The organism is Acinetobacter sp. Res13-Abat-PEC15-P4-01 (assembly GCF_015676285.1).
Classification (GTDB): domain Bacteria; phylum Pseudomonadota; class Gammaproteobacteria; order Pseudomonadales; family Moraxellaceae; genus Acinetobacter; species Acinetobacter nematophilus.
In genome coordinates, this window is sequence record NZ_JADAIN010000050.1 from 51,464 (window position 1) to 67,029 (window position 15,566).

Sequence of the window (15,566 nt, forward strand, 5' to 3'; positions counted from 1 at the left end):
ACAGCCTTAATACAGGCTGTGTGAGTTCTCTTGAACATGTTTGTTGGTAATGACGCCCCACATTTTGTAATAGCACCATGTGGTGTAGGCTAAAATCACTGGAACAAATATAGAAGCCACTACAGTCATTACCGTTAGGGTATTTTTACTCGAAACAGCATCCCACATGGTTAAGCTTACAGTAGGATTGATACTTGATGGCATTAAGAATGGGAACAGAGCAAAACCAGCGGTTAAAATTGAACCTGTTACAGCTAAGGTCGAACCTGTAAAGCTCATACCTGCTTTATTTTTTCCTGCACCGAAGATGATCAGGATGCCCCCCAAGATTGCTGAAACTGGTGCCAGTATCGTGATCGGATAAGTTGAATAGTTATTCATCCAACCGTGGTTACCTGTAGTCAAAACCTCTTTTGCCAATGGATTTGCAACAGCATTGGTATCAAAAGGTTTGACTAAGGTATAGCCCTCGATTCCACCAAAATACAGCCAAGCACCAACAGCTAGGAAACACACCAAAAATATTGTACCCATGAGTTGAGTGGCTTTTGCTGAACGTTGACGTAATACCCCATCAGTACGAAGCATTAACCAAGCGCCACCATGTGCACAAAGCATTGATAAACTGACAATACCGCAAACTAAAGCAAATGGATTGAGTAGCGCAAAGAAACTACCTGTATAGGTTGATCGTACAGTTTCATCCAAGGTAAACGGTACACCCAAGAACATATTACCAAAGGCAACACCGAACACCAGTGCAGGTACTGCACCACCAATGCATAAACCCCAATCCCATGAGTTGCGCCATTTGGTATTTTCAAGTTTAGAACGGTAGTCGAAACCAACAGGTCTGAGGAATAGTGCGAATAAGACCAGTAACAGTGCCCAATACATACCTGAGAATGCTGTGGCATAGACCATTGGCCAGGCTGCAAAGAGCGCACCACCGGCAGTGACAAACCAGACTTGGTTGCCTTCCCAGTGTGGAGCAATCGTGTTAATGGCTGCACGACGCTCGTCATCTGTTTTACCTACAAACGGCATCAATGCCATTGAGCCCATATCGAAACCATCGGTGAGCGCAAAGCCGATCAGTAAGACACCAACCAGAACCCACCAGATAATTTTGAGAAGTTCATATTCGATCATGATTGAGCCTCCCCAGCTTGAGCTTGTTGAGCTTCAAGTTTTTCAAAGTGATATTTACCAGTATGTAAAGAACTTGGTCCTAAACGTGAGAACTTGATCATGAGATACATTTCAATAATCAACAGCACAGTATAGAACGCTGCTAATGCAATGATTGAACCCCACACATCACCAGTGCTTAAACTTGATGCGGATAGGTGTGTAGGGAGAACTTCACCAATGGTCCAAGGTTGACGACCACCTTCAGCAACATACCAGCCAGTTTGTGCTGCAATCCAAGGAAGTGGTAAAGCAAACAATGCAAATTTAAGTAACCATGGTTTATTTTCAGCATTACGTTTTGCTACTGCAAAAGTTGCAAGGATAAATAGAAGGAGCATTAAGAAACCAGAAGCCACCATTGCACGGAAAGAAAAGAACAATGCTGTTACGTTAGGAATCGTATCTTTGGTTGCTGCCTGAATGTGTGCTTCAGAAGCATCCGTGACATTTTCAGTATATTTTTTAAGGAGTAAGCCATAACCTAAATCTTTTTGGTTCTCTTTAAAAGATGCCATAAGTTCAGGAGAGCGGTCACCGGCACGAAGTTTTTCAAGTTCACTATAAGCCACCATACCATTGCGGATACGTGCTTCATGTTGAACCATTAAGTCTTTAAGCCCCGTTACTTCTTTATCCAATGAGCGTGTTGCAATAATACCCATAGCATAGGGAATTTTTATGGCATAGTCAGTACGTTGTTCTTCTTGGTTTGGAATACCAAATAGAGTAAACGGTGCAGGTGCTGGGTGAGTTTCCCATTCAGACTCGATTGCAGCCAGTTTTGTTTTTTGAACATCACCCAGTTCATAACCAGATTCGTCACCCAGTAAAATGACAGAAAGTGTTGATGCTAAACCAAAAATTGCAGCGATGGCGAAAGAGCGACGCGCAAAAGGTAAATCACGTTTTTTCAATAAGTAATAGCTTGAAATGGCTAAAACAAAGATTGCCCCAGTGACATAACCTGCTGAAACAGTGTGAACAAATTTTACCTGAGCAACAGGGTTAAAAATCAAAGCACCAAAATCTACAAGTTCCATACGCATGGTTTCAAAATTAAATTCTGAACCGACAGGATTTTGCATCCAACCATTGGCAACTAAAATCCACAGTGCAGATAAATTCGAACCGAGCGCAACCAACCATGTCACACTTAAATGTTGAACTTTTGAAAGGCGATCCCAGCCAAAGAAGAATAAACCAATAAAAGTTGATTCTAAAAAGAATGCCATCAATCCTTCAATGGCAAGTGGCGCACCAAAAATATCACCGACATAGTGAGAGTAGTACGCCCAGTTTGTACCGAACTGGAATTCCATAGTCAGACCAGTGGTTACGCCTAGAGCAAAGTTAATACCGAAAAGTTTGCCCCAGAATTTGGTCATGTCTTTATAGATTTCTTTACCAGAAATCACATAAGTGGTTTCCATAATGGCAAGAATAAAAGCCAGACCGAGAGTAAGAGGTACAAATATAAAGTGATACATCGCGGTCATTGCAAATTGGAACCGCGAAAGATCGACCACGCTTTCAGAAATCATCAACGTGTCTCCTTGATTTGGGAAGGACTGCCAGCAATACGCTCAGCAACTTGGTTATCAAAATCTTTAGGAATAGTCGGCGCATCAAACCAGATATGTTTGATCGTCATTAAAAGTGCAATCTTAATTATTAATATGATTGCAATTTCTCTGACTAACCGACGGTTTAAATCATTAGGTTTTAAGCTCATGCGTTAAGCCTATTATTTAAATATGCTTATATTATTAAACAAAACACAACAAGAAATAAATAGATAAAACACTTAAAATAAAAATATATTATTAAACATAATTAAAACAAATACTTATTATTTTTATATGCTAAAAAATATACTAAAAAACAATGGTTTTAAAGTTGATCAAAATACTTAGAATTAATAAAAATAAAACCAACTAAAATGGTATTGTTTAGATTTTATTAAACCAACTAAAATGGTTTGATTTATTCTTAATCAAGAATAAACCTGATGAAAACGGTTGGTTTAATTCCGATGTATTATTTTTATTAAAAATAGAATTTAGAGAATCAAAAACTAGCTGTCGATTTTTATCAGGCTTTATTTGCCCTGATTAAAAATTCAAAAAAAAGATCAATTAAATAAGAACTGTCATTGATTTGGTGATGAAATATAAGCTGTAATTTTTGTTCTGGACTATACAGCATTGTCTAAATTTTATTCACTTCAACTAATCAATAGTAAGGTCAGGGATAAAAGAGGGATTTTATGAAAGGCTGGGTTGTTATTGGGGCTTCAATCAATGATATGTGTATGTCACCGCATGGCAAACACAGCGATTATGGCTCTACTTGATCATGTTCATGAATGGGGTATTAAAGATCGATAGACGACAGATTTTCCTCGGATATTAGTTTACGAAGAACATTTGGTTTTTACAAAACCGCATAGGATTCACCCATACAGAAACATCAATTTGCAGAGTTGGTTTCGGTACAGACTCCAATAATTGCTTTTACCCTCAGGATGGTTGAGTTTTCTGTGATACATAAAGGCTCATTTGCTTGAGTTTGGACACCGGATTTTACATATGATCATTCATTGGGTAGGGGGCTTCAACATAGACCGAATCACTTCACATATACATTGATGATTACTTCATTTTGATCCCTACGGTGGTTTGCTCGCGTGATCATATGGCATCTAGTAAAATGAATATTGAAATTTACATTACTAGGCACCTGCGTATCAAAATCACAGTTGTACATGTTATGTATATACAAAGCTGAAAAGTTAAATCAAGCTCAAATTGATACATGTGTTAAGCGTTTTCAAACTAAAATTACAAAATGAACAAGCTGATGAATTTCTGAGCATCTTGAATGCTGAGGATCGACCCACAAAATACTCACAAAAAAGATGTGGGATTAATCCTAGTCTGAACTAAATAGCTGGTTGGATGTAGAAATTTTCTTGGCGATGTAATGGGATTTTCGGAAACGGATTAAGATGATTTGAGATTGAAACTCTAGTTCACCAAACTCAGGTTCGACTTGGACATAGTGAAGTTGACCATTTTCATCACGGACACGCGCTTGCGCAGAAAAACCAGGACGCGCATTGCCACTTGACACTGTTGCAAGGCGTCCAAGTAGATCCACTTGATTGGTCGTGATTTTGGGCTTAATCACTTGATCAAGACAGTGAATCATAAACACGGTAAAAAAAATTGCGATCACCAATGCTGGCAAAATCACATAATACCAAGCAGCAAATTCTTGTTTGGTGGCAAATATGGATAATTGTAAAAAATAGCCTGCAAAACTAAAGTTGAGCAATAAAAAAACGAAGATAAGAACTTTTGAAAATTTTACTTGTAAAAGTGGAGATTCAGTCAACCAATCAGGAGAAACTTTTTTCAGAAAAGTACTCGGTCGGATGCCCAGATAATAGCCAAAAGTTTCTGCCATGCTCAGTAAAATTAAAGCCAATACACTGAAATGAAAAGGCATTAATTCATGTTCAAATAGGAATTGCAGCATGGCAGCGTCCTTGATCATTCATCTACAATGTAGATTCCACCATCCGAATGAACTGAAATATTAACTTTTTCCAGCTTATCACCAAGACACGGACCAGAAATACATACACCCGTTTCGACTTCAAATAAAGCCCCATGAGTTGAACACTGAATATACTCTCCGTCTTGATCTAAAAATTGATTTTCAAGAAATTCTAGTTCTGTTTGAAGATGCGGACACACGTTTTGATAGGCATAAAAAGCCCCATCCCTTTGAGTGATAAAAATTGTATCGCCTGTCATTGTATCGAAGGCGCGTGCTTTACGCTCTTCGATTTCATCGGTCATTGCAATTTTTTCAGCCATTTTATGCGCATTCCTTTTTGAATGTTTCGAGGAGATTTGCGTATTCTGTAATTTCCAAACGTGGTCCAAATTGAGCCACCACTTCACTTGAAACAAGAATAGCAAGTTGTGCAGCTGTTTGTAAATTTTCACCACAATTTAACGCATACAGGAAAGCGCCAGAAAATGCATCGCCAGCACCATTTGCATCAACGGCATTGACTTTACGACCAGGGACATAAAAATGTTGAGCTTGATTCGAGACTAAAGCGCCTTTCGCACTTAAAGTGATCACGACATCTTGGCTCATGGTTTTTAACTTTGCCAAAGCCGCTTCGACAGTATCCGTTTCCGTATACAGCATTGCTTCTTGTTCATTACAGAAAATCAGATCAACACCATCGTCAAGTAATTCGTTTAAACCTTGGCGAGCGTACTGTACCATGGCCGGATCGGAAAGGGTGAGGGCGATTTTAACATTATGTTCACGTGCAATCTGGCGTGCTTGCTTGACAGCTAAGCGTGCAGTATCACTGGTAGATAAATAACCTTCAATATAGAGCCATTGGGCTGTTTTTAAAGGTTCAAAATCCATTTGCTGTGCTGAAAGTTCCGCAGTAATTCCTAAATAGGTCTGCATGGTACGTTCCGAGTCATCACTGACAAGTACCATACATGTTCCTGTTACACCTTCGCTGATAGATTTTTGTGAAGTTATGATTCCTGCATCATTCAAGCCGTCAAGATAAATGCGGCCCAATTCATCATTACCTACACGACAAGCATAAAATGCTGAAGAACCCAATGCGCTGAATGCAACTGTGGTATTGGCAGCAGAACCCCCTGAAGCTTGTCCTTTATAAACTTGGCTGGCATTTAAATTGTTGTAGAGTTGGGCTTGAGTGTCACCATCAGCCAATTGCATGGTGCCTTTTTGCAAATTTTGTTCAGTTAAAAAGTCATCTGAAACTCTAAATTCTTGGTCAATTAATGCATTACCAATTGCAAAAAGATCAACTGTTGCCATGTTCTTCATCACATCAATGTTAAAAAACTAAAGTTTACACCAATGCTTAGCTTTACAGTAGTTTGTTGAAAAAAAATCATTTATGAATAAAGTGCTACATTCTTCAATTTTTATAAGTTCTGCTATTGCACAGCTATTGAATAGTTCCTAAGATTCAAACACAAGCTCTATCTTGAGTTCGCTATATCATCAGGTTATAGATCGAGAATAGATAAAAGTTGAGTCAATGGTCTATCGTTTTTAAACACATTGGAGATTGAGTGAATATTTTAATTCAGCAGGTTGATCAATTGCCTGCACAAATTCAAGATTTAGCCATTATTGCTGAAAAAGAAGGTTTTCACTTTATTCAACGGCTGATTGACGAATTTCAACAAGGAAAAAATAAATTCAATCGTCAAGGTGAGTTTTTACTGGTGGCATTTGATGAAGACAAACTGGTTGCTTGTGGTGGTCTGAATATTCAAATGAGCGAAGATAGCGAGACCAATCAAAAGCCTGAAACACAGCATAAAATCGGTCGTGTGCGTCGTTTCTATGTTTTACCTGAATATCGAAAAACCGGTTTAGGCAAACGTTTATTACAAGAACTTGAAAAAAAAGCAAAATCTCATTTTTCTGCACTGTGCTTAAATAGCGAAAAAGATGCAGCGCCATTTTATCAAAAGCAGAATTATGTATTTGTTGAAAATCACCCCAATTATAATTATTTCAAATATCTGATTTAGTGAATTGAAAAATTTTTCCCCAAGAAGGTTTTTCGTACTGTTCAAACAAAGCAATGGGCAAGTATGAGCCTGTTGGGGGAGATGATTTTGGGGATTGATCTAAATTAACCTGAATTCACTATAAAATTCTGGATGCAATATGATCCGCGGAACCGTCATCCGCAACTGTTTAAGGCAGGATCGCTTTTATAATGTATTGTTTCTGTGCTTGCTGAATAGACGGGAGCTGACGAGTTTTGCGCTGAGCAGCGATATCGATGAGAAAGATGATGACTTTTGCGGAGTTTGACTTCTCATACTGAAACAAAAGTATACTGAGCCATAGGCTGATCAAATATGGATAAAAATCAGCAAAATTTAGTGAAGTCGATTGCTTATGAATAAATTAAAAATGTAGCTGCCTCGAATTCACATTAAATTAATCTCCAAAACTAAGTTCTGATCAATTTATAAATGAGATACACATTTGTTTTTAAATGTTTTAAATTTATAAGTCGCAACAATCATCATAACAGTGTTCATCCTAGATTATTGAATCCAGGTGAAGACCCATAAAATCCTTTTAATTTTGTTTTAAGCCTAGATGTTGATTATTACATTCAATAATTTATTTCAGAATAATGAGAATGGCAGACAAAGGTCTAAATGAACTGATCTCTAAAGTTCCGCAAGTCACACTACTGTTTTGGATCACTAAAATTTTGGCGACTACATTTGGTGAAACAGCAGGAGATGCTGTTTCAATGTCGCTTAATCTGGGGTATTTGATCAGTACCTTTATCTTTGCTTTTATTTTTATTGCTCTTGTCTATTGGCAGATTCGCGCCAAGACTTATCACCCTTATTTGTATTGGTTTACGATTATTGCAAGCACGACAGTGGGGACGACATTGGCAGATTTTGTTGATCGTTCTCTGGGTATCGGTTATTTAGGCGGAAGTACTTTATTGCTGAGTTTGGTCGTCTTGACCTTATATGGCTGGTATAAGGTGGAAGGTACGATTTCACCCCATATCAACCAGCCCCGAGCAGAACTGTTCTACTGGTTGACCATTACATTTTCACAAACTTTAGGTACAGCTTTAGGGGACTGGTCATCAGATACAGCTGGTTTGGGGTATACGGGTGGGATTGTGCTGTATGTGGTGCTGATTTTAGTCGTGATCACATTGTATCTATTTACAAAAACATCCAGAGTGATTTTGTTTTGGACGGCATTTGTGCTTACCCGTCCATTGGGTGCAGTGGTCGGGGACTTTCTGGATAAACCGATTGACCATGGTGGATTAGCCCTGAGTCGTTTTACAGCATCGGCTGTATTATTGATTGCAATTTTTCTGTGTATTTTTATTGCACAGCGCTGGGATACAGATAAAACAACCGACTCAAACCCGTACTCATGAACATGTTCAGTTCAAAAAGCTAAATTTTACAGTGGTGGCTGAAGATTTTGGTCATCACTTTTTTTATTTCACCTATTTGCCAGTCTTGATATTTTACAAGCAAAGCGTGATTAATTCTGATCAGTTTACTAAGAATTAGTGTTAGGAATGAATCGCATTTATTTAAGTTTCAGTTATACTTAAACGCATAGATAAACATTTAATATTGGAGATCGCATGACTGTAGATGTCACTGAAACCTTATCTCAAACTGTTCATCCTGCGTTTCAGCTGGTACGTCAACACCATGTAGAAGCTTTAGACATTTTAGTGTCTGAATATAAACATAAAGTGACTGGTGCAATGCACTACCATTTGGCTACAGATCACGATGAAAACGTGTTTCTTGTTGCTTTCCGTACTCAACCGATGGACTCCAAAGGTGAGGCACATATTCTTGAACACACAGCTTTGTGTGGTTCAGAAAAATTTCCTGTACGCGACCCATTCTTTTTGATGATTCGCCGTTCATTAAATACATTCATGAATGCATTCACAGCAGCAGATTGGACAGCGTATCCTTTTGCGACACAAAACAAAAAAGACTTCCAAAACCTCTTGGAAGTCTATATGGATGCTGCTTTTGCTGCTAATTTAAATCCTTTGGATTTTGCGCAAGAAGGCATTCGTATTGAACTGGAGGATGGTCAGCCAGTTTATAAAGGGGTGGTGTTTAATGAGATGAAAGGTGCAATGAGCTCGCCTTCTGATCAGCTTTATCACCAGTTGGCACATCATTTGTTCCCGAAAACCACGTATCATTATAATTCTGGAGGTGATCCTAAGGAGATTCCAGACCTGAGTTATGAAGAATTAGTGGCTTTCTATAAATCACACTATCACCCAAGTAATGCAATCTTCATGACTTTTGGTGACCAATCTGCCTATCATTTGCAAGAACAATTTGAGAAGTTAGCACTTTCTAAGTTTACCAAAGGTGAAACGATCTATTCAAAAGAAGAGCAACGTTTAACCGCACCTATTGACGTACAAGAAACCTATGCAGTTGATGCAGAAGATTTAAAAGATAAAACATATCATATTCTGTCATGGTTATTGCCCAAAACCAGTGATGTCAAACTGCGTTTAGGCATGCGTTTGGTTGAAGGCGTTTTATTGGAGAACTCTGCTTCACCATTACGTCATTATCTTGAGACCTGTGGTTATGCACAATCTACAGGTCCAATCATGGGCGTAGATGATTCAAACTATGAGATGACTTTCTATTGCGGTGTACAAGGTTCAAATCCTGAACATGCTGAAACTTTTAGAGAAGGCGTGTTGAATATTCTACAGGAGGTTGCTTCAAAACCGATTGACAAGGATATGGTGGATGCGATTTTACATCAAATTGAATTACATCAACGTGAAATCAGTGGTGATGGTACTCCTTATGGTTTAACCCTGATCTTGAATGGTCTAGGTAGCGCAATTCATCACAACGATCCAATTCATGCATGGGATGTGGATAGCGTTATTGCTGAAGTCAAAGAAGAACTCAAGGATCCAATGTGGTTATCGAACTTAATTCAAGTTCATTTATTGGATAATCCACATCGTGTACAAATGACGCTTGTACCAGATGCAGATAAATCTGCACGTGAAGCACAAGAAGAAAAAGCACGTTTGGCAAAAATTGGTGCCGCTTTAAGCGATGCGGATAAAGCTGAAATTATCGCACAAACAGAGGCTTTAAAAATTCGTCAAGAGACACCAGACGATTTAGACCTATTGCCTAAGGTTGGCTTGGAAGATATTCCCGCTGAGTTGCCCATTGTTCAAGGTCAATTACGCGAAATTATCTGCAACGGAATTGATACACCCTTGAATTTGTATCATGCAGGTACCAATGGCATTTATTATCAGCAAGTATTGATTCAAATTCCTGAACAGATTGTCAAATCTCCTTATTTCAACCTATTATCCGTTTTAATGGGTGAAGTAGGTGCAGGTGAGTACGACTATTTAGAGCTGCAACAGCTGCAAACTGCTGTGAGTGGCGGTTTGGGTATGGGGGCATCGTTACGTTCTAAGACAGATGATAAAGGTCAGATTAGTGCTTGGTTAACGCTGACCACTAAATCATTGACGGATAGATTTGATGCGATTGGACTACTCAAGCTTGCTTTTGAGCAATTACGTTTTGATGAGAAAGACCGTATTATCGAACTATTACAACAGCGTAAGACACGTTGGGCTTCACGTTTATCTGGTTCTGGTCACAGTTATGCAATGCAAACTGCATCGCGTCATATGAGTGCTTTGGCTAAACGTGATTATGATAATACCGGTTTGGGTGCATTAAATTGGCTTGGTGATCTGGTTGCAAAAATCGAAAATGATGTAGATGCTTATAACGAATTCATTGAAGAATTAAAATCAATACATCGTGGTTTAATGCTTGCACCAAAACAATTCTTATTGGTGTGTGAGGAACATCATTCAGAACGTCTGGTGGAAGAAGTCCAAAAAGCTTGGGATAAATTGCGCGTAAATCAAGCACCGGTATATTTGTCTAAAGTAGAGCAAGATGATAGTCATGCCGATCAAGCTTGGTTGATTCAAGCCAATGTCCAGTTCTGTGCCTCTGCTTATCAAGCGGTGGAAGTTTCACACCCGGATGCAGCACCACTGATGGTTCTGGCTGGTTATTTGCGTAATGGTTTCTTACACAGTGCGATCCGTGAAAAAGGCGGCGCCTATGGTGGTGGAGCGAGTTACGATGGCAACGCATGTTCTTTCCGCTTTTATAGTTATCGTGACCCACGCCTTGCAGAAACCTTCCAAGACTTTGATGCAAGTTTGGACTGGCTGTTGAACAAGGAACAGCATGCTTATCAGCTTGAAGAAGCAATTCTGGGGTTGGTTTCAAGTATGGATAAACCCGGTTCTCCGGCAGGTGAAGCAATCACGGCATGTTATGCCTTGCTTCATGGACGCACTCCAGCGTTTAGAAAGCAATTACGTGAACGTTTATTAAACGTTACAATTGATGATCTTAAGCGTGTGACACACACTTATTTGCGAGAGCAAAAACCTGTACGCGCGGTGGTTGCTCCAGTTGCTAAAAAAGAAGTGTTGGAACAATTAGGTTTTGAAATTAAAAAAGTCAATTAACTCAAAATAAATTCTTTCTGGAGAATTCTATGTCGTTCAAAAGTTTTGAACGTACACCAGTGAATCTGAGCATCTTAATGATGCTCAGTTTTGGTTTGGTGACCACTGTTTATGCAGACGATGCAGCTCAAGTGAATCCTGCAAGCACTCAAGCTTGTGTGGCACTGGAATCAAATGCAGATCGTTTGGCTTGTTACGATAAGATATTTAAAACGCCTGCAGTTCCCGCTCAAGTGTTGGTTTCAGAACAGCGTGCAGCGATGGATATCGAGAAAGCAAAGCCGGAACCTGTAACGCTTAAAGAAAAAATTGGGCAAACTGCTGAAAATTTATTTGCCATTCATGGCGACAAGATTGATCCAAACACCTCGTTATTGGATCGCCGTTGGGAATTGTCTCAAGACAGTAAACTGGGGACATGGAATATTCGTGCACATCAACCCGTTTATTTACTTCCGGCTTTTTGGACCAGCAAAAAAAATGAATTTCCACATAGTCCAAATCCACAGAATACTGTAGATGAAGATCAGAATTTAAAATCAATGGAAGCCAAATTCCAAATTTCCTTAAAAACCAAGGCAGTCGAGAATCTGTTTGGAAATAATGGTGATCTTTGGCTGGGCTACACTCAATCTTCGCGCTGGCAGGTATATAACAGCGAGGAATCTCGTCCATTTCGAGAGACCAATTACGAACCTGAAGCAAGTCTGATGTTTAGAACCAATTATAATTTATTGGGTCTAAATGGTCGTTTGTTGGGATTAACATTAAATCATCAATCAAATGGTCGCTCTGATCCACTTTCACGCAGTTGGAATCGAGTGATTTTAAATCTTGGCTTTGAAAAAGATAATTTTGCATTGATGGTTCGTCCATGGTACCGCATCGAAGAAGATTTCAAAGACGATAATAATCCAGATATTAAAAACTATATTGGGCGTGGCGACTTAACAGCATTCTACCGTTGGAATGATAATGATTTTTCGCTGATGCTGCGTCACTCGTTAAAAGGTGGTGATGATTCACATGGGGCGATGCAATTTGATTGGGCATTTCCAATCAAAGGCAAACTTCGTGGACATTTCCAGTTATTTGATGGTTATGGTGAGAGTCTGATTGATTATAATCATCGAGCAACTTATGTTGGCTTAGGTGTTTCTTTGATGAATTGGTACTAGTGGTTTTTGATGTTTAAATAAAAAAGCCGGTATTTGATTTATTTGTTAATTAAAGCTGCTGTAACAAGCAACAGCAGCTTTAATTTAAAAAACAGCAGTATATAGATATTTTTTAATTGTGATAAAACCCATTCAATTATCGTCTGAAATTTGTTGTTGATCATTTTTTTTAAATTACGTATAGATCAACAGTTTACGATTTGCTTAAATTGTGATGTGGATTGCATGTCGATAGATTATTGTTTTGAATCTAGGTCTAAAACAATTCATTGGCTTGTTATTGCAATTGAAGATTTGTTTAACGAATAATTATAATTTGATAGCTTTTTAGAGATTAAATTTCAGTTTACATCATCTCAGAGTATAAAAAAAACAGTATTCTATTTTAATATTTAAGTCATTTGAGCGGTATTTTTCATCATACAGATATGATAAAAATGAAAGCTTACGGAGCTGTATTAGAGAAGTAGCTTATATGGATATCTATCTCTAATGACTAAAAATGATAAAGCAAGTTTGGATCAAGTCTAATGTCAAATGAACAGATTAGCACACATGATGCTAATTTATATGCCATCAATAACCGTTTAACTTTTCGACTCTTTCAACTCGGCAATACGCTTGATCGAATGAGTAGTAAAGAACTTGGCGTTTCTCCAGTGCACTGGGCTGTACTTGGGGCATTGTCAAGAGAGCAGGTAAGAACGGGAATGTCTTTTTCTGATTTGACAGAATATCTTGGGGTAAGCCGCCAAAATCTGGATGGTGTTCTTAAGCGTTTAGAGCGTGACCAACATGTCATTCGTTTCGCAGATCAAATTGATCGACGTGCAAAAAAAGTGATGTTAACGGAACAGGGGCTGATATTTTGGAATCAGCTACAGTTAAAAGTTTATGAATTTTATCGTCAGGCGATGGACGGTTTTTTATTTGATGATAAAGTTACTTTTGTACACTTTTTGAATAAGCTGAATAAAGGTATGCAGAATGTAAAGCTTGAAGATCAAGAGTAAAGCTGTGATGTTATAAAAGTTTAAACGCTTTCTTTAAAACAAAAGCCACGTCAGCAGGAGGGCGTGGCTTTTGTTTTTATTTAGATTTTACTCATTTAGGCTGACTTGTTTCTCGATATCTTCCTGTTTGGTTTTTTGCTCAGGTTCAACTAAAAAACCTCCTGTCTGTCGTTGCCATAAATGTGCATAAATACCATTTTGAGCAATCAACTCTTCATGTGTGCCTTGTTCGGCAATACGACCTTGATCCAATACAATCAAGCGATCCATCTGGGCGATGGTGGACAGTCGATGCGCAATGGCAATAACTGTTTTATTTTCCATCAATTCATCCAGGCTGGATTGAATCGCTGCTTCTACCTCAGAGTCCAAGGCGCTGGTTGCTTCATCCAATATTAAAATGGGTGCATCTTTTAAAAATACACGAGCAATGGCAATCCGTTGACGTTGTCCACCAGAAAGTTTAACACCGCGCTCACCCACATAGGCATCGTAACCTCTACGTCCTCTTAAATCCGAAAGTTGAGGAATAAACTCATCCGCTTTCGCTTTACGTACGGCTTCATACATTTCTTCGTCAGTCGCATCAGGACGACCATATTTAATATTTTCCGCAACAGTACGATGTAATAGAGATGTATCTTGTGTAACAAGTGCAATATTTTTTCTCAAACTGTCTTGAGTAACATCTTCAATGTTCTGACCATCAATGCTGATTTTTCCGTTATTGATGGTGTAGAAATGCAGTAACAGCTGAATCAGTGTCGATTTACCCGCACCAGAGCGCCCCACAATACCAATTTTTTCACCAGGTTGGATGTTTAAATTAAAGTGATCAATCACTTTTTTACTATTATAGGCAAAAGTGACATCCTCGAATCGTATATTACCTTGGCTCACTACAAGCGGTTTTGCATCGTCTTTATCTTGAATATTGATAGGGCGACCGAGTGTTTGCATACCATCTTGAATTGTACCTACATTTTCAAACAGGGCAGATGTTTGCCACATCATAAACTCAGCCATACTGTTTAATTTGAGGATCATGGCTGTGGTTGCGGCAATCACACCGATGGCAGCCTGACCTTGTAACCACAACCAAACCGCAGTGCCCAAAACACCAAAAAATAAAACTGCAGTCAGTAGATTAATGCAGATTTCATAGGAAGTGCCTAAACGCATTTGCTTGAACACAGTGCGCATAAACTCTTTCATTGATTCTTTTGCATATTGGCTTTCACGTCCTGCATGTGCAAATAGTTTTACGGTTTGAATGTTGGTATAGGCATCGGTTACGCGACCAGTCATGACTGCACGAGCATCTGCTTGTTCTTTGGAAATACGTCCCAATCTTGGAATAAAATATTTTGCAGCGCTGATAAAGAGAGCTAACCAAACCAATAGTGGAATCAGTAAAATTGGAGAAATCGAGCCTAATACGATACTGATGGTAATAAAGTAAATTACTACATAAGTCACCATATCACCCAAGATTACCCAGAACTCACGTACAGCAAGTGCAGTTTGCATGACTTTGGCCGACAAGCGCCCTGCAAAATCATTGTGAAAAAAGTCCAAACCGTGACGAAGCAATAGATTATGGAATCTCCAACGCAGACGCATTGGAAAGCTGCTATACAAAATTTGATGTCTGACAATGGATTGCATATTGGCGAAAAAAATATTCGCCAGTAAGATGATTGAAAGCACAATCAAATTTTGTCGGTGACTGGTCAAAAAATCTTCGGGTTTTGATTGCGTCAACCAGTCCACGAGATGACCAATTTGTGAAAAAAATAGTGCCTCAAAGCTGGCTGTTGCAGCAGTAAAGAGGATTAAAACCAATAAATAGCGTTTAACACCAGTGGCAGCCTGCCAAACAAAAGCAAAGAATGTCGTGGGTAATGGTTCGTTTAAACCTTTCGATGGATATGGATCTACTAACTTTTCAAACCATTGCAGCATAGTTTACCTAACTTTATGTGAATTACTTTAACAATCATG

12 protein-coding genes are annotated in these 15,566 nt (G+C 38.7%); 5 read left to right on the forward strand and 7 right to left on the reverse strand.

Annotated features, from left to right (window positions below):
- Positions 1-6 precede the first annotated feature (6 nt).
- The 6 genes from cydB to IMO47_RS17300 all read right to left on the reverse strand — a co-directional run bounded on the left by cydB (position 7) and on the right by IMO47_RS17300 (position 6,084).
- On the reverse strand, positions 7-1,152 hold the full coding sequence (gene cydB, locus IMO47_RS17275; RefSeq protein WP_004830436.1) for a cytochrome d ubiquinol oxidase subunit II: 1,146 nt from the start codon (positions 1,150-1,152) through the stop codon (positions 7-9).
- On the reverse strand, positions 1,149-2,735 hold the full coding sequence (locus IMO47_RS17280; RefSeq protein ID WP_004830438.1) for a cytochrome ubiquinol oxidase subunit I: 1,587 nt from the start codon (positions 2,733-2,735) through the stop codon (positions 1,149-1,151). Before IMO47_RS17280 ends, cydB begins: the two co-directional genes overlap by 4 nt.
- Positions 2,735-2,926, reverse strand: coding sequence for a cytochrome oxidase putative small subunit CydP (cydP, locus tag IMO47_RS17285; RefSeq protein ID WP_004830439.1), 192 nt, complete (start codon positions 2,924-2,926; stop codon positions 2,735-2,737). The genes IMO47_RS17280 and cydP overlap by 1 nt, the downstream gene beginning before the upstream one ends.
- A 1,199-nt stretch (positions 2,927-4,125) precedes the next feature.
- The gene (locus IMO47_RS17290; RefSeq protein ID WP_196075426.1) at positions 4,126-4,734 is read right to left on the reverse strand and encodes an OB-fold-containig protein; all 609 of its coding nucleotides are present in this window, start codon (positions 4,732-4,734) and stop codon (positions 4,126-4,128) included.
- A gap of 14 nt (positions 4,735-4,748) precedes the next feature.
- Positions 4,749-5,060: a Rieske (2Fe-2S) protein gene (locus IMO47_RS17295; RefSeq protein WP_196075437.1), complete on the reverse strand. Its 312-nt coding sequence runs from the start codon at positions 5,058-5,060 to the stop codon at positions 4,749-4,751.
- Between the two features lie 19 nt (positions 5,061-5,079).
- Positions 5,080-6,084, reverse strand: a complete 1,005-nt coding sequence (locus IMO47_RS17300) for an adenosine kinase (RefSeq protein ID WP_196075427.1) — start codon at positions 6,082-6,084, stop codon at positions 5,080-5,082.
- Between the two features lie 260 nt (positions 6,085-6,344).
- Between IMO47_RS17300 and IMO47_RS17305 the strand changes: the two genes are divergently transcribed.
- From IMO47_RS17305 to IMO47_RS17325, 5 genes are all read left to right on the forward strand, one after another.
- Entirely contained in the window at positions 6,345-6,812 is a 468-nt protein-coding gene (locus IMO47_RS17305) for a GNAT family N-acetyltransferase (protein ID WP_196075428.1), read from the forward strand.
- A gap of 626 nt (positions 6,813-7,438) precedes the next feature.
- A complete protein-coding gene (locus tag IMO47_RS17310) occupies positions 7,439-8,215 on the forward strand; it encodes a hypothetical protein (RefSeq protein ID WP_196075429.1) in 777 nt (258 codons plus the stop codon).
- 216 nt (positions 8,216-8,431) lie between these two features.
- Entirely contained in the window at positions 8,432-11,371 is a 2,940-nt protein-coding gene (locus IMO47_RS17315; protein ID WP_196075430.1) for an insulinase family protein, read from the forward strand.
- A 29-nt stretch (positions 11,372-11,400) separates the two neighbouring features.
- A complete protein-coding gene (locus IMO47_RS17320; RefSeq protein ID WP_004830448.1) occupies positions 11,401-12,549 on the forward strand; it encodes a phospholipase A in 1,149 nt (382 codons plus the stop codon).
- A gap of 530 nt (positions 12,550-13,079) precedes the next feature.
- On the forward strand, positions 13,080-13,562 hold the full coding sequence (locus tag IMO47_RS17325; protein WP_196075431.1) for a MarR family transcriptional regulator: 483 nt from the start codon (positions 13,080-13,082) through the stop codon (positions 13,560-13,562).
- 87 nt (positions 13,563-13,649) lie between these two features.
- On the opposite strand, the gene IMO47_RS17330 is transcribed toward IMO47_RS17325, so the two are convergent.
- Positions 13,650-15,527 carry an ABC transporter ATP-binding protein gene (locus IMO47_RS17330; RefSeq protein ID WP_196075432.1) on the reverse strand — a complete coding sequence of 626 codons (1,878 nt, stop codon included), beginning with the start codon at positions 15,525-15,527 and terminating at the stop codon, positions 13,650-13,652.
- Positions 15,528-15,566: the final 39 nt, after the last annotated feature.

Coding starts and splice junctions, on each gene's coding strand:
- cydB (WP_004830436.1), bottom strand. CDS start 1,152: ATGATCGAATATGAACTTCTCAAAATTATCTGGTGGGTTCTGGTTGGT.
- IMO47_RS17280 (WP_004830438.1), bottom strand. CDS start 2,735: ATGATTTCTGAAAGCGTGGTCGATCTTTCGCGGTTCCAATTTGCAATG.
- cydP (WP_004830439.1), bottom strand. CDS start 2,926: ATGAGCTTAAAACCTAATGATTTAAACCGTCGGTTAGTCAGAGAAATT.
- IMO47_RS17290 (WP_196075426.1), bottom strand. CDS start 4,734: ATGCTGCAATTCCTATTTGAACATGAATTAATGCCTTTTCATTTCAGT.
- IMO47_RS17295 (WP_196075437.1), bottom strand. CDS start 5,060: ATGACCGATGAAATCGAAGAGCGTAAAGCACGCGCCTTCGATACAATG.
- IMO47_RS17300 (WP_196075427.1), bottom strand. CDS start 6,084: ATGGCAACAGTTGATCTTTTTGCAATTGGTAATGCATTAATTGACCAA.
- IMO47_RS17310 (WP_196075429.1), top strand. CDS start 7,439: ATGGCAGACAAAGGTCTAAATGAACTGATCTCTAAAGTTCCGCAAGTC.
- IMO47_RS17315 (WP_196075430.1), top strand. CDS start 8,432: ATGACTGTAGATGTCACTGAAACCTTATCTCAAACTGTTCATCCTGCG.
- IMO47_RS17320 (WP_004830448.1), top strand. CDS start 11,401: ATGTCGTTCAAAAGTTTTGAACGTACACCAGTGAATCTGAGCATCTTA.
- IMO47_RS17325 (WP_196075431.1), top strand. CDS start 13,080: ATGTCAAATGAACAGATTAGCACACATGATGCTAATTTATATGCCATC.
- IMO47_RS17330 (WP_196075432.1), bottom strand. CDS start 15,527: ATGCTGCAATGGTTTGAAAAGTTAGTAGATCCATATCCATCGAAAGGT.